We start from the raw sequence: 19451 nt of genomic DNA, 5'->3' as shown, positions 1-19451 counted from the left end.
ACTGTCGGTGCCCGCCGCTAGCCTCTCCCCATGCCCGCCCGTATCAGTGATCCCGAGCAGCTCAAGGAGCTCCTCGGGATTCCCTTCACCCCGGAGCAGACGGCCTGCATCATCGCGCCGCCCGCCCCGCAGGTGATCGTGGCCGGAGCCGGGTCGGGCAAGACGACGGTGATGGCCGCACGCGTGGTGTGGCTGGTCGGCACCGGCCAGGTCGCTCCCGACCAGGTCCTCGGCCTCACCTTCACCAACAAGGCCGCCGGAGAACTCGCCGAGCGCGTCCGCAAGGCACTGATCAGGGCAGGCGTCACCGACCCCGACGTCATCGATCCGGACAACCCGCCGGGCGAGCCGGTGATCTCCACCTATCACGCCTTCGCGGGCCGCCTCCTGACCGACCACGGCCTGCGCATCGGCCTGGAGCCCACGTCCCGTCTGCTCGCCGACGCCACCCGCTACCAGCTCGCCGCGCGCGTGCTGCGCGAGGCCCCCGGCCCCTACCCGTCGCTCACCCGGTCCTTCGCCGACCTGATCAGCGACCTCCTCGCACTCGACGCCGAACTCGCCGAGCACCTCGTGCGCCCCGAGGACCTGCGCGCGTGGGACGCCGCACTGCTCAGCGGCCTGGAGGGCGCCAGGCTCACCAACGCGGACCTGCGCAAGGTGCCCGAGACGGCCGCCGCCCGGCGCGAACTGGCCGACCTGGTGCTGCGCTACCGGACAGCCAAGCGCGAGCGCGACCTCCTCGACTTCGGCGACCAGATCGCCCTGGCAGCCCGGCTCGCCCAGGTCCCGGAGGTGGGCCCGATCCTGCGCGAGCAGTTCCGGGTGGTCCTCCTCGACGAGTACCAGGACACGTCGGTGGCCCAGCGCATCCTCCTGGCCGGTCTCTTCGGCGGCGGCACCGGGCACCCCGTGACCGCCGTCGGCGACCCGTGCCAGGCCATCTACGGCTGGCGCGGCGCCTCCGTCGCCAACCTCGACGACTTCCCCGAACACTTCGCGCATGCCGACGGAAGCACGGCACGACGCCAGTCGCTCAGCGAGAACCGCCGCAGCGGCGGCCGCCTCCTGGACCTCGCCAACGGCCTCGCCGAGCCCCTGCGCGCCATGCACGCGGGCGTGGAGGCGCTGCGCCCTGCCCCCGGCGCCGAACGCGACGGAGCGGTCCGCTGCGCCCTCCTGAACACCCACGCCGAGGAGATGGACTGGATCGCCGACTCCGTCGCCCACCTCGTGCGCACCGGAAAGGCCCCCGGCGAGATCGCCGTCCTGTGCCGCACGGCCACCGACTTCGCGCAGATCCAGGCCGCGCTGGTCGCCCGGGACGTCCCCGTCGAGGTCGTCGGTCTCTCCGGCCTCCTGCACCTGCCCGAGGTCGCCGACCTGGTCGCCGTCTGCGAGGTCCTCCAGGACCCCGGCGCCAACGCCTCGCTGGTCCGCCTGCTCAGCGGCCCGCGCTGGCGCATCGGCCCCCGCGACCTCGCTCTCCTGGGCCGACGGGCACGGCTGCTCGTCGGCCACGCGCGCGGCGGCGCAGACGACGACCGGGACCGACGCCTCGCCGAGGCCGTCGAGGGGGTCGACCCCTCCGAGGTGATATCGCTCGCGGACGCCCTCGACACCTTCCTGGAGACGCCCCTCTACAGCGACGGCGGTACCGGGGACGACGACGGGCTGCCCTTCTCGCCGGACGCGCGCGTGCGGTTCGCGCGACTCGCCACCGAACTGCGCGACCTGCGCCGGTCCCTGGCCGACCCCCTGATGGACGTCCTGCACCGCGTCCTCGCCGTGACCGGCCTCGAGGTCGAACTGTCGGCTTCGCCCCACGCCCTCGCCGCGCGGCGCCGCGAGACGCTGTCCAACTTCCTCGACATCGCCGCCTCCTTCGCCGCGAGCGAGAGCCAGGCGAGCCTGCTGGCCTTCCTCGGCTTCCTGCGCACCGCCGCACAGTACGAGAAGGGCCTCGACAACGCCCTCCCCGGCGGCGAGAACACCGTCAAGGTGCTCACCGCCCACAAGTCCAAGGGCCTGGAGTGGGACGTCGTCGCCGTCCCCGGCCTGGTCAGCGGGACCTTCCCCAGCAGCCAGGGCCGCGAGAAGTGGACCGCCCAGGCCAAGGTGCTGCCGCACGGACTGCGCGGTGACGCAGCCACCCTCCCCGACCTCGGCTCCTGGGACGCGCGGGGCATGAAGGCCTTCCACGAGGCCATGAAGGACCACCAGCACACCGAGGAACTCCGCCTCGGCTACGTCACCTTCACCCGCCCCCGCTCCCTGCTCCTGGGCTCCGGCCACTGGTGGGGCCCCACCCAGAAGAAGCCCCGCGGCCCGTCCGACTTCCTCCAGGAGCTGTACGAGCACTGCGCGGCCGGCCACGGCGAGATCGAGGTCTGGGCGGACGAACCGGAGGAGGACGAGGAGAACCCCGTCCTGCACGCGGCGACGGCCGACCAGGTCTGGCCGCTCCCCCTGGACGACGACGCCCTCGCCCGCCGTCGGGCCGCCGCCGAGACCGTCCTCGCCCACCTGGACGACGTCGCCTCGCATCAGGACGGCCACTCGGACGCCACCCACGACCCGGACACCTACGACGACCCGGACTGGCCCCCACCGCCGGACGAGGACGAACTCGCCCAAGAGCCGCACTACGACGAACCCGGGTACGGCGGCCCCCCGGACGACGAGCCGCCGTACGGCGAGTCCGATCCGTTCGAGGACACGCGCTTCGAGGACGTGCCCCCCACAGACGCGCCCCACACAGACGTGCCGAACGAGGACGTGCCCCACGAGAACGTCCCCTTCGACCGCCCCCCGCATCCGGAGGACACCGCCGGCCAGGGCCCGTGGTCCTCCGGCCGCCCCGCCGTGCCCCACCAGGCCACGGCTCCCGGGCGTGCGGCGAGCCGCCCGCGCCGGACCTCCCTCACCCCCGAGGAAGCCCGCGCCGTCGCCTCCTGGGACCGTGACCTCGACGCGCTCGCCGGCGAACTGCTGCGCACCCGCCGCAGCGTCACCGACGTACCCCTGCCCACGACCCTGACCGCCTCGCAGGTGCTGCGGCTCGCCGCCGACCCGGACGGCCTCGCGCAGGAGCTCGCACGTCCCATGCCACGCCCCCCGCAACCGGCCGCGCGCCGGGGCACCCGCTTCCACGCATGGGTGGAGGCCCGCTTCGAGGAGTTGACGCTCCCCCTGCTCGAGCCGCACGAGCTGCCCGGCCAGGACGCCGAGATCGCCGACGAGCGCGACCTCGAAGCCCTCAAGGAAGCCTTCGAGCGCACCGAGTACGCCCACCGCACGCCCTACCGCGTCGAGGCCCCCTTCCAGCTCGCCCTGGCCGGTCGCGTCGTACGGGGCCGTATCGACGCCGTCTACAAAGAGGGCGACGCGGACTCGGCCACCTACGACATCGTCGACTGGAAGACCCACCGGGCCCGCACCGCCGATCCCCTCCAGCTCGCCCTCTACCGGCTCGCCTGGGCCGAGCAGCAGGGTGTGCCCGTAGAATCCGTCACAGCGGCGTTCCTCTACGTACGTACCGGAGAGGTCGTACGACCGCCGGGTCTGCCCGGCCGTGCCGCCCTGGAGCGCCTGCTGACCGGGGAAACGAGCGCCGCGGACGAGCACGGCGCAGAGGCAGCGCGAGCGGACGCCGCCCAAGGGCCCGGCGAGGATGTCGGCGCGGGCCGATAGGCTCGTGACCATGAGCCATACCGTTGACAGTGCCGTCAGCGCCGTCCGCACATACATCGAGCAGCACCGCGCCGCCTTCCTCGACGACCTCGCGGAGTGGCTGCGCATCCCGTCGGTGTCGGCGCAGCCCGACCACGCCCCCGACGTACGGCGCAGCGCGGACTGGCTCGCGGCCAAGCTCAAGGAGACCGGCTTCCCCACCGTCGAGGTCTGGCAGACGCCGGGCGCGCCGGCCGTCTACGCGGAGTGGCCCTCCGGCGATCCGCAGGCCCCCACCGTCCTCGTCTACGGACATCACGACGTGCAGCCCGCCGCTCGCGAGGACGGCTGGGACACCGACCCCTTCGAGCCCGTGATCCGCGGCAACCGCCTGTACGCGCGGGGCGCGGCCGACGACAAGGGCCAGGTCTTCTTCCACACCCTCGGAATCCGCGCCCACCTCGCCGCCACCGGCCGCCGCACGCCGGCCGTCGGCCTCAAGCTGCTGATCGAGGGCGAGGAGGAGTCCAGCTCCCCGAACTTCCGCGCGCTGGTCGAGGAGCGGGCGGGGCGGCTGGCCGCGGACGCGGTGATCGTCTCCGACACCGGAATGTGGTCCGAGGACACCCCCACCGTCTGCACCGGCATGCGCGGCCTCGCCGAGTGCGAGATCCGGCTCTCCGGGCCCGACCAGGACATCCACTCGGGCTCCTTCGGAGGCGCCGTACCCAACCCGGCCACCGCGGCCGCCCGTCTCGTCGCCGCCCTGCACGACGAGCACGCGCGCGTGGCGGTTCCCGGCTTCTACGACGGCATCGTCGAGCTGACCGACCGCGAGCGCCGGCTCTTCGCCGAGCTGCCGTTCGACGAGGAGCAGTGGCTGCGCACCGCCAGGTCGCACGCCACGCACGGCGAGGCCGGACACACCACCCTGGAGCGCGTCTGGGCCCGTCCCACCGCCGAGGTCAACGGCATCGGCGGCGGCTACCAGGGCCCCGGCAGCAAGACGGTCATCCCGTCCTCGGCCTTCGTGAAGCTCTCGTTCCGGCTGGTCGCCGGCCAGGACCCCGAGCACGTGGAGAAGGCCGTCCGCGCCTGGGCCGCCGAGCAGCTGCCCGCCGGCATCCGGCACGAGATCACGTTCAGCCCGGCCACACGACCGTGCCTGACCCCGCTCGACCACCCGGCCCTGCAGTCCGTGGCCCGCGCCATGGGCCGCGCCTTCGGGGGGCCTGTCCGCTTCACCCGGGAGGGCGGCTCCGGACCCGCCGCCGACCTTCAGGAAGTCCTCGGCGCTCCGGTGCTCTTCCTCGGCATCTCCGTCCCCTCGGACGGCTGGCACGCGCCGAACGAGAAGGTCGAGCTGGATCTCCTGATGAAAGGCGTCGAGACCACCGCGTACCTCTGGAGCGACCTCTCCGAGAACTGGCGCCGTGCGCCCTGACGCCCCCGCTCGGTCCGGACGGGACACGCGCGCGGGGCACACTGGACAGGCCGCCCCGCACCGCGACACCGCACCGGAACCGGTCCTCTGCCGTACGTCCCGCTGAACCGCCCGCCGAAACAACCGTTCCACCGGGGGAGTTGGAAGTACCCGTGACCACCTGGACCGACCAGAACGCCGATCGACCCATCTCGCTCACCGCGCCCAGCGGTGTCGACCGGGCCGCCCACCACCGGCTCGACGAGGCGTGGCTCGCCGCCGCGTGGAGCCACCCCACCACGCGTTGCTTCGTCGTCTCCGGCGGTCAGGTCCTCATCGACGAGACCTCCGACGGCCACACCGAACTCGTCATGACCCCGTCGTTCGAGGCGCCCCTCACCGAGGCGCACCGTTACTTCCTGGGCACCGACGAGGACGGCGTCAGCTACTTCGCCCTCCAGAAGGACGCGCTGCCCGGCCGTATCGACCAGTCCGCCCGCCCGGCGGGACTGCGCGAGGCCGGCCTGCTGCTGTCGCCGCGCGACACGGGGCTGATGGTCCACGCGGTCGCCCTGGAGAACTGGCAGCGCCTGCACCGCTTCTGCTCCCGCTGCGGCGAGCGCACGGTGATCGCCGCGGCCGGCCACATCCGCCGCTGCCCCGCCTGCGGCGCCGAGCACTACCCGCGCACCGACCCCGCCGTGATCATGGCGGTCACGGACGAGGAGGACCGCATCCTCCTAGGCCGCCAGGTCCACTGGCCGGAGGGACGCTTCTCGACCCTCGCCGGCTTCGTCGAGCCCGGTGAGTCCATCGAGCAGTCCGTGCGCCGCGAGGTCTTCGAGGAAGCCGGCATCACCGTCGGCCAGGTCGACTACGTCGCCAGCCAGCCCTGGCCCTTCCCGTCCAGCCTCATGCTGGGCTTCACGGCCCGCGCCACGTCCACCGACATCGAGGTGGACGGCGACGAGATCCACGAGGCCCGCTGGTTCTCCCGCGACGAACTCGGCGCCGCCTTCGAGTCCGGCGAGGTGCTGCCCCCCTACGGCATCTCCATCGCGGCCCGGCTGATCGAGCTCTGGTACGGCAAGCCGCTGCCCACCCGCAGCTTCACCTGACCCACGGCGTGAAAAGGGCGGCCCCCGAAAACCTCGGGGGCCGCCCGGTGCGCTACCGCTGCACGCACACGCCGATCTTCTGCTTCACCTGCGCCGGCAAGTGGTTCGTGCGGTGACCATGACCGGAGGGGGCCGCAGCGCTGGGGAGCGTCAGACCGCGAGAGCCTGCTTCACCTGGGCAAGGCTCGGGTTCGTCATCACGACCTCGTTGCCGCCCGAGGAGGGCACTACCCGAACGGTCGGGACCGTCTGGTTTCCGCCATTCGCCTTCTCCACGAACGCCGCGGACTCCGGGTCCTGCTCGATGTTGATCTCGGTGTATCCGATGCCCTCGCGGTCGAGCTGCTTCTTCAGCCGCTGGCAGTAGCCGCACCACGTGGTGCTGTACATCGTCACAGTGCCCAGCATGTCTCTTGTGCTCCTTCGGCGGGTCGGGGAACAGGTGGCCGCAGGAGGGGAACGTACGTGAAAGGGCCACCATTCCCGCGTGGCGCTGTTCGGTGCGGAAGCCGGGAGTGACACGCGCCGCATTAGTACGACCGCGAGGGCCCGCCTGTGGACAACCGGCCCGCCCGTCTCCGCCGACCTGGCAGCATGGCCATGTGACAGCAGCAACGCACTCCCCCCTTTTCCCGCAGGTACCGGACTCGGCCGACGCGGTGCTCGAAGGGCTCGACCCCGAGCAGCGCGAGGTGGCCACCGCCCTGCACGGTCCGGTGTGCGTGCTGGCGGGAGCGGGCACGGGCAAGACCCGGGCGATCACCCACCGCATCGCCTACGGTGTGCGCGCCGGCATCCTGCACCCCTCCAGCGTGCTGGCCGTCACCTTCACCAACCGGGCCGCCGGGGAGATGCGGGGCCGGCTGCGCCAGCTCGGCGCGCAGGGGGTCCAGGCCCGCACCTTCCACTCCGCGGCCCTGCGTCAGCTGCAGTATTTCTGGCCGAAAGCGATCGGTGGTTCCCTGCCCCGGCTCGTGGACCGCAAGATCCAGCTCGTCGCCGACTCGGCGGCCGCCTGCCGCATCCGGCTCGACCGGGGTGAGCTGCGGGACGTCACCGCGGAGATCGAGTGGTCCAAGGTCACCCAGACCGTCCCCGCCGACTACGCCCCGGCCGCCGTCAAGGCCGGCCGTGAGGTCCCCCGCGACCCGGCCGAGATCGCCCAGCTCTACGCCGCCTACGAGGACCTCAAGAGGCAGCGCGGCGTCATCGACTTCGAGGACGTCCTGCTGCTGACCGTCGCCGTGTTGCAGGACCGGCAGGACATCGCCGAGCAGGTCCGCGCCCAGTACCAGCACTTCGTGGTCGACGAGTACCAGGACGTCAGCCCCCTCCAGCAGCGGCTGCTCGAGCTGTGGCTCGGTGAGCGCGACAACCTGTGCGTGGTGGGGGACGCCAGTCAGACGATCTACTCCTTCACCGGAGCCACCCCGGACCACCTGCTCGACTTCCGCACCCGTCACCCCGGCGCCACCGTCGTGAAGCTCGTGCGTGACTACCGCTCGACCCCCCAGGTCGTCCACCTCGCCAACGGTCTGCTCTCCCAGGCCAGCGGCCGCGCCGCCGACCACCGCCTGGAGCTGGTCTCCCAGCGGGACCCGGGACCCGAGCCGGGTTACGCCGAGTACCCCGACGAGCCCGCCGAGGCGGAGGGCGCGGCCCGCCGGATCCGCGAGCTCCTCGACGCCGGGGTCCCGGCCGCGGAGATCGCCGTCCTGTTCCGCACCAACGCGCAGTCGGAGACCTACGAGCAGGCCCTCGCCGACCTCGGGATCCCCTACCAGCTGCGCGGGGCCGAGCGCTTCTTCGACCGCCCCGAGGTGCGCAAGGCGGGCGTCGCCCTGCGCGGCGCGGCCCGCTTCGGCGGCAACGACGCCCTGCTGGAGGACGCCGTCGACCTGCCCTCCCAGGTCCGGGCCGTCCTCTCGGGAGAGGGCTGGACCCCGCAGCCGCCGGCCGGTTCCGGAGCTGTCAGGGAACGCTGGGAGTCCCTGGCCGCGCTGGTCAACCTCGCGCAGGACTTCGCCGCAGCACAGTCCGGTGCCACACTCGCCGACCTGGTGGCCGAGCTCGACGAACGGGCGAACGCCCAGCACGCCCCGACCGTCCAGGGGGTCACCCTGGCCTCCCTGCACTCGGCCAAGGGTCTGGAGTGGGATGTCGTCTTCCTGGTCGGCGTCGCCGAGGGCATGATGCCGATCACCTACGCCAGAACCGACGAGCAGATCGAGGAGGAGCGCCGGCTCCTCTACGTCGGGGTCACCCGGGCCCGTGAGCGCCTCCATGTCTCCTGGGCGCTCTCCCGTTCACCGGGCGGCCGCCCGAGCCGTCGGCCCAGCCGCTTCCTCGACGGTCTGCGCCCCGGCTCGGGCGCCGCGGCAGGGCGTGGTGGCGGAGGAGGCGGGGGAGGCATCGAGCGAGGCTTCGGCGGCGCCGCTGCGGGCGCCCCCGTCGTACGGCGGCGGACCCAGCGGACGCCGGCCCGCTGCCGGGTCTGCGGGCGCACCCTGACCGACGCCGGCGAGATGAAGCTGATGCGCTGCGAGGAGTGCCCCTCCGACATGGACGAGGGGCTCTACGAACGGCTGCGCGACTGGCGGGCGGTCCAGGCCCGGCGGGCGGGACAGCCCGCGTTCTGCGTCTTCACCGACAAGACGCTCATGGCGATCGCCGAGACCGTCCCCGAGGAGGAGGGCGAGCTCGCTCGGATCCCGGGGGTCGGCGTGCGCAAGCTCCATCGCTACGGAGCCGATGTCCTGGCCATCTGCGCAGGCCAAGAGGTGGGGACGGGCGACGAGGCGGACTGAGGACGAGGGGTCCAGGAACTGATCCGAACTCGTCGGAAAAATAGTTTGCGCATGCCCCGGCAATCCCCATAGGTTCTTAGGCACGGGAACGGCGGCCTTCTCGAAGGCCCTGATTCCGTGCTGTACTTGCATACCCGCCGGACCGGATTCACCCCCGGTCCCCCGAGACGCCGAGAGGAGGCGATTCCAGTGACGATCATCAACCGCAGCTCCACCGCCAAACTGACCGATCACTCGGTCGTCTCCACGTGCATCCTCGACGCCTCGATCCTGGGCACCGGTCTGTCCGGCATCCGTGCCGACCGGCCGGCGTCCTCCTCCGTTGCCTCCGTGGGTCTTCCCAGCCGCGAGCGCAATGAGCGACCGACCGAGGCACTGGAAGCAGTAGGAGCACAGGCGCATGCCTATGCCTTTGCGGCAGCCGGTGCCGGAGACCGGAAGCAGACGACGCAGCACCACCTGATGTGGGCCTTCCGTGGGCCAGAACCCTGGAGTGATCCAGCCTGATCGTCGATCAGGCCGGCGCCTTCAGGGCCGCGGAACCCCACCCGGGATCCGCGGCCCTTCTGTTTTCCCCGAACGGGGATGACGGAGCGAAGGGGCCTCGGGACAAGAAAAGAACCCGGTACCCAGCCGACACCCGGTCCCACAGGACCGGACCGACAGACGAGGAAAGACGACCGTGCAACTCGAAGCGCACGCCCCGTCAGTACCGCCTTCCGAAACGATCCCCCCGCCCGGCCTCACGGAGGACTCCACCTTGACCCCGCTCACGGCGCTCACCGCGCTCGACGACGCCATCGAGAACCTCGGCGTGCCCGTCCCCTGCCGCTCCTACGACCCGGAGGTCTTCTTCGCCGAGTCGCCGGCCGACGTCGAGTACGCCAAGTCCCTCTGCCGTACCTGCCCGCTGATGGAGGCCTGCCTCGCCGGCGCCAAGGAGCGGCGCGAGCCCTGGGGTGTCTGGGGCGGCGAGCTGTTCGTCCAGGGTGTCGTCGTCGCCCGCAAGCGGCCGCGTGGCCGCCCGCGCAAGAACCCGGTCACAGCATGAACACCGCAGGAACGATCGACCGCCCCCTCACGCAAGACCCCAAGAAGCAGGCCCCGATGAAGCCGTTCCCCAGCGAGCCCGCAGGCTCCGCGACCGAAGACATCACCACCACCGGCGCGTACGACTCGCGTCAGAACAGGACACGCGAGATGCAACTCATCCCAGAAGCCCTGGCTCGTGCGCATATGCACGACCGGCTGCACGAGGCCGAGCGGGAACGCCGGGCCCTGCGCCTGGCGACCGCTCGCCGGATGCAGCGCCGGGCCGAGCGCGCCTCGATGCGCGCCCGGCGGGCGCTCGCCATGGCCGTGATGCAGTGATCACCCACACCTGAAGCGGTGGCCTCCCGGCAGGAGGCGAAGCTTTCCGCGGGGGCCGGTCCGTCCGAACGGACCGGCCCCCGCGGTGCGTTGCGAGGGGGTTCCGCCCGAGAGCCGCAGGGCGATCGGGGGACGACCCGGCCCCGGAGTGTCGAGGGGCGACCGGCCTCCGCAGTGTCGCGCCCGGACCCTGAGCGGCAAGAGCAGGTGCGGACCCCGAGTGGCCGAGGACGATCCGGACCGAGGGCGGGGTGAAATGCGTCACAGGTCGACGAGAGGGTGCCCCCTCGCGGGGCCTCGCTCGCGGCTCAGGCCTCCGCGACGGATCCCTCCGCCTCGAAGTCCTCCAGGTCGTCCGCGGCGAGGAAGCCGGGCAGCCACTCCTCCAGTTCCTCGCGCAGCCGGACCGTCGCGCCGAGCTGGCACAGCACGCCGATCGTGCTGAGCGTCACCCGGTGTATCAGCAGGTAGGCGGGCGGGAGGTTGAGCTGCTTGCCCAGCTGATGGGCGGGGGAGCGGATGTCGGCGATCCGGGCCGCCTGGCTGCGCATCCAGCCCCGGGTGAAGGTGAACTCCTCGACCTGGGCCGGCTCGATGATCGGCAGGAGGTAGTCGAGGACCGCGTCGGGGTCCAGCTCGATGGAGTCCCTGACGAAGCCCTCCCTGCGCAGGAGTTCGTAGACCGCCTCCGCCTGACCGTCGAGGGTCAGGCGCAGGGACTCGCCGATCGGGTCGGGCAGGCCGCCGGGGAGCCGGTCCACCGTGCCGAAGTCCAGGACGCCCAGCCGCCAGTCGTCCGGCCCGTCCGGTCCGCCGGGCAGGAGACGGAAGTTGCCGGGGTGCGGGTCGGCGTGGAGGAGTCCGGTGCGGGCCGGGCCGGAGAAGAGGAACCGGGACAGCAACTGGCCGGCGCGGTCGCGCTGTTCCCGGGTGCCTTCGGTGATCACCTCGGACAGCGGCACACCGTCGATCCACTCGGTGACCAGGACCTGGTCGCACTGGTGGACCACCGCCGGGACCACCACGTCGGGATCGTCCGCGAACTCGTCCGCGTGGGCCTGCTGCGCCTGTGCCTCCAAGGCGTAGTCGAGCTCCTCGGAGACCCGGTCCTTGAGCTCGGCGATCAGGGGCTTGACGTCCATCCCCGGGATGAGCGGGCCCAACAGGCGCGCGAAACGGCTGAGTTGGTTCAGGTCGGACAGCAGGGCCTCGCCGGCCCCGGGGTACTGGACCTTGACCGCGACCTCGCGGCCGTCGTGCCACACCGCTCGGTGGACCTGGCCGATCGAGGCCGCGGCGGCCGGCTTGTCGTCGAACTCCAGGAACAGCTCGGACCAGTCCTCGCCGAGCCGCTCCGCGAGCACGGAGTGCATGGTGCGGGTCGGCATCGGCGGGGCCGCGTCCTGGAGTTTGGTGAGGGCCGCCCGGTAGGGACCGGCGACCTCCTCGGGGAGGGCGGACTCGAAGACGGACATGGCCTGCCCGAACTTCATCGCACCCCCCTTCAGCTCGCCCAGCACCTTGAAAAGCTGCTCAGCGGTGCGCTGCTGGAGCTCGCGGCCGACGATCTCCGCGGATTCGCCCACGATCCGCTTGCCGAGGCCCCAGGTCGCCCGCCCGGCGAAGCCGAGCGGAAGCGCGGCGAGCTTGGCGGTCCGTGTGACCGCCTTCCGGGGAAGATCAGACATGCGCCCTCCAGGTCCCAGGCAGCCGCGCCGTGTCCGTCCTACGGCGAAACTCCGTCGAATGCTGCACTGCCATTGTCGCGTGTGCTCCCCGGTCCTCGGGGGTGTGTTCCCGCTTACCTTTCTCCGCGGCCCCGCAGGGGCAGGCGGCGTGGGGCCGCACCGGTCGTGCGTCCCACCGCAGGGCGGGGAGGGAGACTTCCCAGCGGGCGCCCGCGCTGGAGGGGGTCCTGCCGTCGAGGAACGTGAGCGCGTGGGCGGCCGCCAGCCCGGCGACGGTCGTGGCGAGCGTCACATCGCAGGCGCGTGCTCCACGCCGGCGCCCCGACTGCCACTGGGCGACCAGTCGCGGCCAGGCCGGGTCCTGGTCGGTCCGTACCTGGTGCAGACAGCCGGCACAGCCCGTCTCGCCCGGCAGCACGAGTGGGCCGACGACGCCGGTTCCCTCCACGACCCCGGCGTAGAGGTGCGGTGTGCCCGAGGCGATCAGGGGTTCCGCCGCCGCAGGACCGGGCACGTGCACGGACACGTCCTCCCGTGGAGCGATGATCACCAGCGAGAGGCCGGGGGTGTCCGCCTCGGCCGGTGACCCGGGGCCTCTGCGGGGTGCGGGGCCGGGGGCGGCCCGGCGCACGGCTCGGCGGGCGGACTCGTCCCGCCGTTCGCCGACCGACTCGGCGGGCAGACCGCCCGGTGCGAGGTCCCCCGGTTCCACCCGGCCGCCGTCCCGCACGTCGACCTCGCCGATTCCCGCGCCAGACAGCAGTGCGGCCAGCACCGCGCCGACCCGGCCCGCACCCCGCACCTGCACCCGCAGCCCGCGCCTGGCGGTCAGGTGCTCGATCGCGTCACCCGGTTCCGAGGTGAGGAGGGACAGCGTGGCCAGGTCGGGGCGCAGCCGGTCCAGAACCTCTTTCCTCTCCCGCAGGGCATCGGCTTTCGGTCCGCCGCCGCGCGCGTCGTCCAGGAGCCCTGCCTGCGCGAGGCGCTCCACCAGCCGGTCGACATGGCCGTCGGGCAGGTCCATACGGCGGCCCTCTTCACGCAGAAGGGCGAGTCCGCGGGTGCCGTCCAGCAGGTCGAGGAAACTGCCCGTCGCCGTGTCCACCGGGCCGAGCGTCACTGCGTGTGCCGGTGTCATTCCGAACTGCACGGTGTCGAGGTCACGCCAGCCGCGCCGCAGCGCCGGCTTCACCATCGGATGCATCAAGGCCCCCGTATGTCTGGAGAACTCCCCGTCGGATCGGCGGAGCGGGGGCGTGGGGTGTCCTCGCTCCGCCGACGAATGCCAGCATGCCCGGACCCGCCGGAAGCCCGCCCGAAGTTGTCCACAGGCCGAAGCATTCATCGTACAAATGCGTCGTACGAGGCAAAAACGGCAGGTCGGATCGGAACAGGACCGCCCCGGAGTCGGGACTTCCCCCAGGTGCAGCAGGTAACGTCGGGGCGTGTCCGCCGACCCACTGCAACGCGCCGGAGCACCACAGCGCAGTACGACGAGCCAGCCGCCGAGCGGCTCACGGGCGAGCGCGATCGAGGTCCGCAGGAGCTCCCGCCGACGGCGTACGGTCTCCGCGTACCGCGAGGGCGACCGCACCATCGTGCTCATCCCTGCCCGGATGTCCGAGGCCGAGGAGCAACGCTGGGTGAGCGTCATGCTCGACAAGCTGGCCGCCCAGGAGAGCCGGCGCGTGCCGGGCGACGCCGAGCTGGCCGAGCGCGCGCGGCGGCTGTCGGCCCAGTGTTTCGGCGGCCGGGCCAGGCCCGCCTCCGTGCGCTGGGTGACCAACCAGAACACCCGCTGGGGCTCGTGCACGCCGGCCGAGGGCAGCATCCGCCTGTCGCACCGCCTGAAGGGCATGCCCGAGTACGTCATCGACTACGTCCTCGCCCACGAACTCGCCCACCTGCTCGTGCCCGGCCACGGCCCCGACTTCTGGCGGCTGCTGGAGGCCTACCCGCGCACCGAGCGCGCCCGTGGCTACCTCGAGGGCGTCGTCGCGGCCGAACGGCTGCCCCACCCACCCGGTACCAGCGAGGAGTGACCTGCGGCGCGCGCGGGGTGAACGCGCCCCGGGGTGCGCGCAGCGGGTTGTGTACCGGGTCTGTACCGACATCGTCCGTTGTCCGACTTTGCCGTTAGCCTGACGCGACGCATTCACAATCGGGATGGGGGACGGTCGTTACGCATGTCCAGGGAATTCCAGCGCGGCCACAAGGCCAGGATCAGTGACCTCACCGCGGGCACCGATCTGTACGTAGGCGTGCAGATCACCGCCCCCGGGCTGACCTTCGACATCAGCTGCTTCGGCCTCGACGCCGACGAGCGGCTCTCGGACGACCGGTACTTCGTCTTCTTCAACCAGCCGAAGTCGCCCGAGGAGTCCATCCAGCTCCTGGGCGCGCAGGCGGGCGACACGGAGTCCTTCCGCATCACTCTCGACCGGGTCCCGCCGCAGATCAAGAAGCTGTCCTTCACGGCGACCCTCGACGGCGCCGGGCAGATGTCGCAGATCAACCCCGGCTACCTCCGCATCGTCGCGGGCGGTGAGGAAGTGGCCCGCTACGCGTTCAACGGCTCCGAGTTCTCCAGCGAGCGGGCCGTGATGCTGGGCGACTTCTACCTGAAGGACGTCTGGCGGTTCGCAGCCGTCGGACAGGGCTTCGACGGTGGCCTGGACGCCCTGCTGAAGAACTTCGGCGGCGAGGTCGCCGAGGAGGAGGCGCCCGCCGCGCCGCAGCAGCAGACCGGGGCCGCGACTCCCGGCTTCGCCCCGCCCGCGTTCGGCGCGCCCGCGCCCGCTCCGGCGCAGCCGCAGCCCGCCGCGCAGGGCTTCGCGCCCCCGCCCGGCGCGACCGCGCCACCCGCTCCGGCCCCCGCGCCCTCGGTGCACGCCGCGCCGACCATCGTCGCGCCCCTGGCCCCGCCCGGCGGCGGCCACGTCCCGCCTCCCGCGCCGGCGCCGGCGCCGTACGGCCAGCCGCCCCAGCAGCCGTACGGTCAGGGCCCCGCGCCGACCGCGCCCATGCCCCCCGGCTACGGCCAGCAGGCCCCGCAGGCCCCGCCCGGCTACGGCCAGCAGCCTCAGGCCCCGCAGGCTCCGCCCGGTTACGGCCAGCCGCCCGGCTATGGCCAGCAGCCCCCGTTCGGGCAGGTCCCGGGCCAGCAGGCGTACGGCGTACCGCAGGGCGCGCCCCAGGCCGGTGCCGGAGTGACCGCGGCGCTCCAGAAGTTCAAGGAAACGCCCACCGGACAGCGCTGGACCCAGCAGAACAAGAAGCTGATCCGCGTCGACCTGGGGATGGGCGGCCAGCCCGTCCTCGCCCGCCAGGGCAGCATGGTCCTCTACCAGGGCAAGGTCGACTTCAGCTACAAGGGCGCCGGATTCGCCGGCCGGATCGTCGGCAACGCCACCGGCCAGGAGATGCAGCTGATGCGCTGCACCGGCCAGGGCCAGGTGTTCCTCGCCGACAACTCCACGATGCTGCACCCCATCGAGCTCCAGGGCGACGGCATCTGCGTCTCCGCGGAGAACGTCCTCGCCTTCGACGAGAGCCTCCAGTACGAGGTCCGCCGGATCGAGGGGCACGGCATCCCGGGCGGAGCCCTGTTCACCATGCAGTTCACGGGCACCGGCACGATCGTCGTGAAGACGCACGGCACGCCCGTCGTCCTGCCGGTCACCCCCACCACGTTCGCCGACTGCAACGCCGTCGTCGCCTGGTCGTCCGCCGCCCAGGTGGTCGTCTCCAGCCAGGTCCGGATGCGCCGCAACGCCTATCCCGGCGACACCGGGGAGAGCGTCAACCTCCAGTTCCGGGCAGCCCCCGGCAACTTCATCGTCGTCCAGCCGTACGAGGTCTGAGGGAGCCCGTCATGAACCAGCCACTCGCGGGCTATGCCCCCGCACCCGTCACCGCCCGTATGGAGAACCACGGCAACCACATGCTGAAGGTGGCCCTCCAGACCGGGAACGACCTCCTCGCGCGCGTGGGTTCGATGGTCGCCTACGAGGGCTTCGTGCAGTACGAGCCCAATCCGCTGGCCGTGCGCCAGATCGCCCGCGACTGGATGACCGGCGAGGGCGCGCCCCTGATGAAGTGCTCGGGCGACGGCCTGCTCTACCTCGCCGACTACGGCGCCGATGTCGTGGTGATCAACCTCAACGGCGACGGCATCTCCGTCAACGCCACGAACCTGCTCGCCTTCGACGCGCACCTCACCTGGGGCGTCGAGCGCGTCAAGGGGCTCGCGAAGTTCGCGGGCCAGGGCCTGTGGAACACCAAGATCTCCGGCCAGGGCTGGGTGGCGCTGACCTCCCGGGGCAAGCCGATCGTCGTCGACTGCGGCGGCGGCGAGGACGAGACGTACGTCGACCCCGACGCGCTCGTCGCCTGGTCCCCGAATCTCAAGGTGAAGGGCAAGCGCAGCTTCAAGGCGCAGTCGCTCATCGGCCGGGGCAGCGGCGAGGCCTACCAGATGGCCTTCTCCGGCCAGGGCATCGTCGTCGTCCAGCCCAGTGAGGACAGCACCGACCGCCTCCGGGTCCGGGGCTGAGGGGGAGCCAGAAACGCCATGCAGAGCTCACTTTTCGCACACAACGACTCGCAGACCCAGGAGCGCTGGAGTCTTCAGAACAAGCAGATGCTCCGGGTCACGCTCGAGGGCCACGACGACATCCTCGCCCGCAAGGGCACGATGGTCGCCTACCAGGGCCTGATGGAGTTCGACGCCGAGTACCAGAACAACCAGCAGGGGCGGGCACGGGCGTACACCGGCGAGGGCCTGGACCTGATGCGCTGCCACGGGCAGGGCACGGTCTACCTCGCCAACCTGGCCCAGCACATCCATGTGCTCGACGTGGAGCAGGACGGCCTGACCGTGGACAGCAGCTATGTCCTCGCCATGGACTCCTCGCTGCACCACGAGGTCATCGCGGTGGACAGCCTCTACGGCATCTCCGGCTCCGGGAAGTACCAGCTCAACATCACCGGCCGCGGCAAGGTCGCCCTGATGACCTCGGGCGCGCCGCTGATGATGCAGGTCACGCCCGACAAGTACGTCAACTGCGACGCCGACGCCATCGTCGCCTGGTCCACCGGGCTGCGGGTGCAGATGCAGGCCCAGACGCACTCCTCGGGGGTGTGGCGCCGGCGCGGCAACACCGGTGAGGGCTGGGAGCTCAGCTTCATGGGCAGCGGCTACGCGCTCGTCCAGCCCAGCGAGCTGCTGCCGCCGCAGAACGCCCAGATCGGCTCCGGTCTGAGCGCCCAGTACGGCATGGGGCAGCAGGGCGTGCGGGCGCAGAACCAGGGCAACGCCTGGAGCTGACCGTCCGGGAAAGCAGACGTAAGGGGCGGCCGCCGGAAGGTCGCCCCTTACTCGTTCCGGTTCACAGTTGGGCGCGGGCCGCTTCCAGCAGGCGTACGACCGACTCGTCGGCCACGTCCGCCACCTCGTCGTAGCCGAACCAGCGCAGGTCGAGGGACTCGTCGCTGATGGTCTCCACCGACCCGGCCGGGGCGAGCGCCGCGTACTGGACGTCGTAGTGCCAGGCGCACGGCGTGTGATGCCGGTCCAGGCGCACCGGACCGCCCGGGAGCAGGGTCAGCCCTGCGATACCGGACTCCTCGGTCGCCTCGCGCAGCGCCGCGGCCCGCAGCGTCTCGTCGACCGGTTCGCAGTGGCCCCCCATCTGGAGCCACATCCGCATCTTCTTGTGCAGGGTCAGCAGCACCCGGCCCGACTCCGGATCGATCACCAGCGCGCTCGCCGTGACGTGGCCGTCGCCGCAGGCCTTCCACATGCCGTCCGGGTGCGTCGCGAGATGGTCCAGGTAGGCCTGGCACAGCTCCTCCTGGCCCTCGTACCCCTTCAGGACGAGGACCGCGTCGTCGTACAGGCTCACTCGGTGTCGTCGTCCTCGGAGTCGGTGGCGGCGTCGTCCTTCTTCAGGTTCGGCTTCTCGCCGGAGGCACCGCTCGCCGCCTCGCCGAGCATCTTGTCCAGCTCGGAGAAGTCCAGCTGCTCGCGGTGGACGAAGCCGTCCGGGTCGTCCAGGTCGGACGCCGTGGGCAGCATGTCCGGGTGGGCCCACAGGCCGTCGCGGCCGTCGACACCGCGCGCGTCCGTGAGGGACGCCCACAGACGGGAGGCGTCCCGCAGGCGGCGCGGCCGCAGCTCCAGGCCGATCAGCGTCGCGAACGTCTGCTCCGCGGGACCGCCGGACGCGCGGCGACGGCGCAGCGTCTCACGCAGCGCGTCGGCGGACGACAGGCGCGGTTTCGCGGCCGCGTGCACCACCGCGTCCACCCAGCCCTCCACGAGCGCCAGAGCCGTCTCCAGACGGGCCAGGGCGGCCTTCTGCGCCGGGGTGTCCTCGGGCTGGAACATGCCCTGCTGGAGCGCGTCCTGCAACTGCTCGGGGTTCTGCGGGTCGAACTGACCGACCACGTCCTCCAGCTTGGCCGTGTCGACCTTGATCCCGCGCGCGTAACCCTCGACCGCGCCGAACAGGTGCGAGCGCAGCCACGGCACGTGCGCGAAGAGGCGCTGGTGGGCGGCCTCGCGCAGGGCGAGGTAGAGCCGCACCTCGTCCTGCGGTACGCCCAGGTCCTTGCCGAACGCCTCGATGTTCGCCGGCAGGAGCGCGGCGCGCCCGGCCGGACCGAGCGGCAGACCGATGTCGGTCGAGCCGACGACCTCGCCCGCGAGCACACCCACGGCCTGGCCGATCTGCGAGCCGAACATCGCCCCGCCCATCGAGCGCATCATGCCGATCAGCGGGCCGGCCATGGCCTGCATCTCCTCCGGCAGGACATCGCCCATGGCCGCGCCGACGCGCTCGGCGACCGGGTCGACGAGCTCCTTCCACGCGGGCAGGGTCGCCTCGACCCACTCCGCGCGGGACCACGCCACCGCCGTGCCCGCGCCGGACGGCAGGGACGTCGCGTCGTCCAGCCACAGGTCGGCCAGGCGGACGGCCTCCTGGACCGCGGTGCGCTCCGAGGGGCCGATGCTGGAGTCCTTCACGCCGTCGGCGGTGCCCTGGGCGACCGTCTGCCGGGCGATCTGCTTGGCCATGTCCCAGTTCACCGGGCCGCCCTCGTAGGAGAGCATCTGGCCCAGCTGCTGGAACGCGGCACCCAGGTCGTTGGGGTTCAGCGAACCGAACATCGCGGCGAGCGGGTTCTCGGCACCCGGGCCGCCCGGGGCGCCGAAGCCCCCGGCGCCGGGCAGGCCGCCGAAACCGAACGGGTTGGCCGGTCCCTGACCACCGCCGCTCTGCGAGTCCTTCTTCTTGCCCTCGTCGCCGTCTTCCGGCTCCTCCGGCGGAAGGCCGAATCCGAATGGGGTGTCACTCACGGGGTTCCT

General features: G+C 72.1%; 16 protein-coding genes. 11 read left to right on the top strand and 5 right to left on the bottom strand.

The window, feature by feature from the left end:
• Positions 1 to 30: 30 nt before the first annotated feature.
• From OHS71_RS14685 to nudC, 3 genes are all read left to right on the top strand, one after another.
• Positions 31 to 3693, top strand: coding sequence for a UvrD-helicase domain-containing protein (locus OHS71_RS14685; RefSeq protein ID WP_328479826.1), 3663 nt, complete (start codon positions 31 to 33; stop codon positions 3691 to 3693).
• 10 nt (positions 3694 to 3703) lie between these two features.
• Complete coding sequence (locus OHS71_RS14680) at positions 3704 to 5116, top strand: dipeptidase (protein ID WP_328479825.1); 1413 nt, start codon at positions 3704 to 3706, stop codon at positions 5114 to 5116.
• 152 nt (positions 5117 to 5268) lie between these two features.
• Complete coding sequence (nudC, locus tag OHS71_RS14675) at positions 5269 to 6213, top strand: NAD(+) diphosphatase (RefSeq protein WP_328479824.1); 945 nt, start codon at positions 5269 to 5271, stop codon at positions 6211 to 6213.
• A 150-nt stretch (positions 6214 to 6363) separates the two neighbouring features.
• On the opposite strand, the gene OHS71_RS14670 is transcribed toward nudC, so the two are convergent.
• Positions 6364 to 6621, bottom strand: coding sequence for a mycoredoxin (locus OHS71_RS14670; protein WP_328479823.1), 258 nt, complete (start codon positions 6619 to 6621; stop codon positions 6364 to 6366).
• Between the two features lie 194 nt (positions 6622 to 6815).
• Between OHS71_RS14670 and OHS71_RS14665 the strand changes: the two genes are divergently transcribed.
• The 4 genes from OHS71_RS14665 to OHS71_RS14650 all read left to right on the top strand — a co-directional run bounded on the left by OHS71_RS14665 (position 6816) and on the right by OHS71_RS14650 (position 10391).
• A complete protein-coding gene (locus tag OHS71_RS14665; protein ID WP_328479822.1) occupies positions 6816 to 9020 on the top strand; it encodes an ATP-dependent DNA helicase UvrD2 in 2205 nt (734 codons plus the stop codon).
• 189 nt (positions 9021 to 9209) lie between these two features.
• Positions 9210 to 9527 carry a hypothetical protein gene (locus tag OHS71_RS14660; RefSeq protein ID WP_328479821.1) on the top strand — a complete coding sequence of 106 codons (318 nt, stop codon included), beginning with the start codon at positions 9210 to 9212 and terminating at the stop codon, positions 9525 to 9527.
• Between the two features lie 175 nt (positions 9528 to 9702).
• Positions 9703 to 10071, top strand: a complete 369-nt coding sequence (locus OHS71_RS14655; protein ID WP_005480495.1) for a WhiB family transcriptional regulator — start codon at positions 9703 to 9705, stop codon at positions 10069 to 10071.
• Positions 10068 to 10391 carry a hypothetical protein gene (locus tag OHS71_RS14650; protein WP_328479820.1) on the top strand — a complete coding sequence of 108 codons (324 nt, stop codon included), beginning with the start codon at positions 10068 to 10070 and terminating at the stop codon, positions 10389 to 10391. Before OHS71_RS14655 ends, OHS71_RS14650 begins: the two co-directional genes overlap by 4 nt.
• A 308-nt stretch (positions 10392 to 10699) precedes the next feature.
• On the opposite strand, the gene OHS71_RS14645 is transcribed toward OHS71_RS14650, so the two are convergent.
• Positions 10700 to 12079, bottom strand: coding sequence for an ABC1 kinase family protein (locus OHS71_RS14645; protein WP_328479819.1), 1380 nt, complete (start codon positions 12077 to 12079; stop codon positions 10700 to 10702).
• Entirely contained in the window at positions 12072 to 13283 is a 1212-nt protein-coding gene (locus OHS71_RS14640) for a TOMM precursor leader peptide-binding protein (RefSeq protein ID WP_328479818.1), read from the bottom strand. The genes OHS71_RS14645 and OHS71_RS14640 overlap by 8 nt, the downstream gene beginning before the upstream one ends.
• Positions 13284 to 13524: 241 nt before the next feature.
• On the opposite strand from OHS71_RS14640, the gene OHS71_RS14635 reads away from it, so the two are divergent.
• The 4 genes from OHS71_RS14635 (at position 13525) to OHS71_RS14620 (ending at position 17408) form a co-directional block, all read left to right on the top strand.
• Positions 13525 to 14121 (top strand): M48 metallopeptidase family protein, encoded by a 597-nt coding sequence (locus OHS71_RS14635; RefSeq protein WP_328479817.1) that lies wholly within the window; start codon positions 13525 to 13527, stop codon positions 14119 to 14121.
• 144 nt (positions 14122 to 14265) lie between these two features.
• Positions 14266 to 15942 (top strand): TerD family protein, encoded by a 1677-nt coding sequence (locus OHS71_RS14630; protein WP_328479816.1) that lies wholly within the window; start codon positions 14266 to 14268, stop codon positions 15940 to 15942.
• 11 nt (positions 15943 to 15953) lie between these two features.
• The gene (locus OHS71_RS14625) at positions 15954 to 16634 is read left to right on the top strand and encodes an AIM24 family protein (protein ID WP_328479815.1); all 681 of its coding nucleotides are present in this window, start codon (positions 15954 to 15956) and stop codon (positions 16632 to 16634) included.
• A gap of 18 nt (positions 16635 to 16652) precedes the next feature.
• Positions 16653 to 17408, top strand: coding sequence for an AIM24 family protein (locus tag OHS71_RS14620; RefSeq protein WP_328479814.1), 756 nt, complete (start codon positions 16653 to 16655; stop codon positions 17406 to 17408).
• 61 nt (positions 17409 to 17469) lie between these two features.
• Here OHS71_RS14620 and OHS71_RS14615 read toward each other — a convergent pair whose 3' ends face one another.
• Positions 17470 to 17985 (bottom strand): NUDIX hydrolase, encoded by a 516-nt coding sequence (locus tag OHS71_RS14615; protein WP_328479813.1) that lies wholly within the window; start codon positions 17983 to 17985, stop codon positions 17470 to 17472.
• Positions 17982 to 19442: a zinc-dependent metalloprotease gene (locus OHS71_RS14610; RefSeq protein WP_328479812.1), complete on the bottom strand. Its 1461-nt coding sequence runs from the start codon at positions 19440 to 19442 to the stop codon at positions 17982 to 17984. The genes OHS71_RS14615 and OHS71_RS14610 overlap by 4 nt, the downstream gene beginning before the upstream one ends.
• Positions 19443 to 19451 lie beyond the last annotated feature (9 nt).

The sequence above is a fragment of the Streptomyces sp. NBC_00377 genome (assembly GCF_036075115.1).
Taxonomy (GTDB): Bacteria; Actinomycetota; Actinomycetes; order Streptomycetales; family Streptomycetaceae; genus Streptomyces.
The sequence above is the reverse complement of the archived record's forward strand: the minus strand, read 5'-3'. Positions and strand labels throughout refer to the sequence as shown.

Bases quoted from the DNA above. Each gene is read 5' to 3' on its own strand.
- OHS71_RS14670 (WP_328479823.1), bottom strand. From the start codon at position 6,621: ATGCTGGGCACTGTGACGATGTACAGCACCACGTGGTGCGGCTACTGC.
- OHS71_RS14645 (WP_328479819.1), bottom strand. From the start codon at position 12,079: ATGTCTGATCTTCCCCGGAAGGCGGTCACACGGACCGCCAAGCTCGCC.
- OHS71_RS14685 (WP_328479826.1), top strand. From the start codon at position 31: ATGCCCGCCCGTATCAGTGATCCCGAGCAGCTCAAGGAGCTCCTCGGG.
- OHS71_RS14620 (WP_328479814.1), top strand. From the start codon at position 16,653: ATGCAGAGCTCACTTTTCGCACACAACGACTCGCAGACCCAGGAGCGC.
- OHS71_RS14650 (WP_328479820.1), top strand. From the start codon at position 10,068: ATGAACACCGCAGGAACGATCGACCGCCCCCTCACGCAAGACCCCAAG.
- OHS71_RS14630 (WP_328479816.1), top strand. From the start codon at position 14,266: ATGTCCAGGGAATTCCAGCGCGGCCACAAGGCCAGGATCAGTGACCTC.
- OHS71_RS14640 (WP_328479818.1), bottom strand. From the start codon at position 13,283: ATGCATCCGATGGTGAAGCCGGCGCTGCGGCGCGGCTGGCGTGACCTC.
- OHS71_RS14680 (WP_328479825.1), top strand. From the start codon at position 3,704: ATGAGCCATACCGTTGACAGTGCCGTCAGCGCCGTCCGCACATACATC.
- OHS71_RS14625 (WP_328479815.1), top strand. From the start codon at position 15,954: ATGAACCAGCCACTCGCGGGCTATGCCCCCGCACCCGTCACCGCCCGT.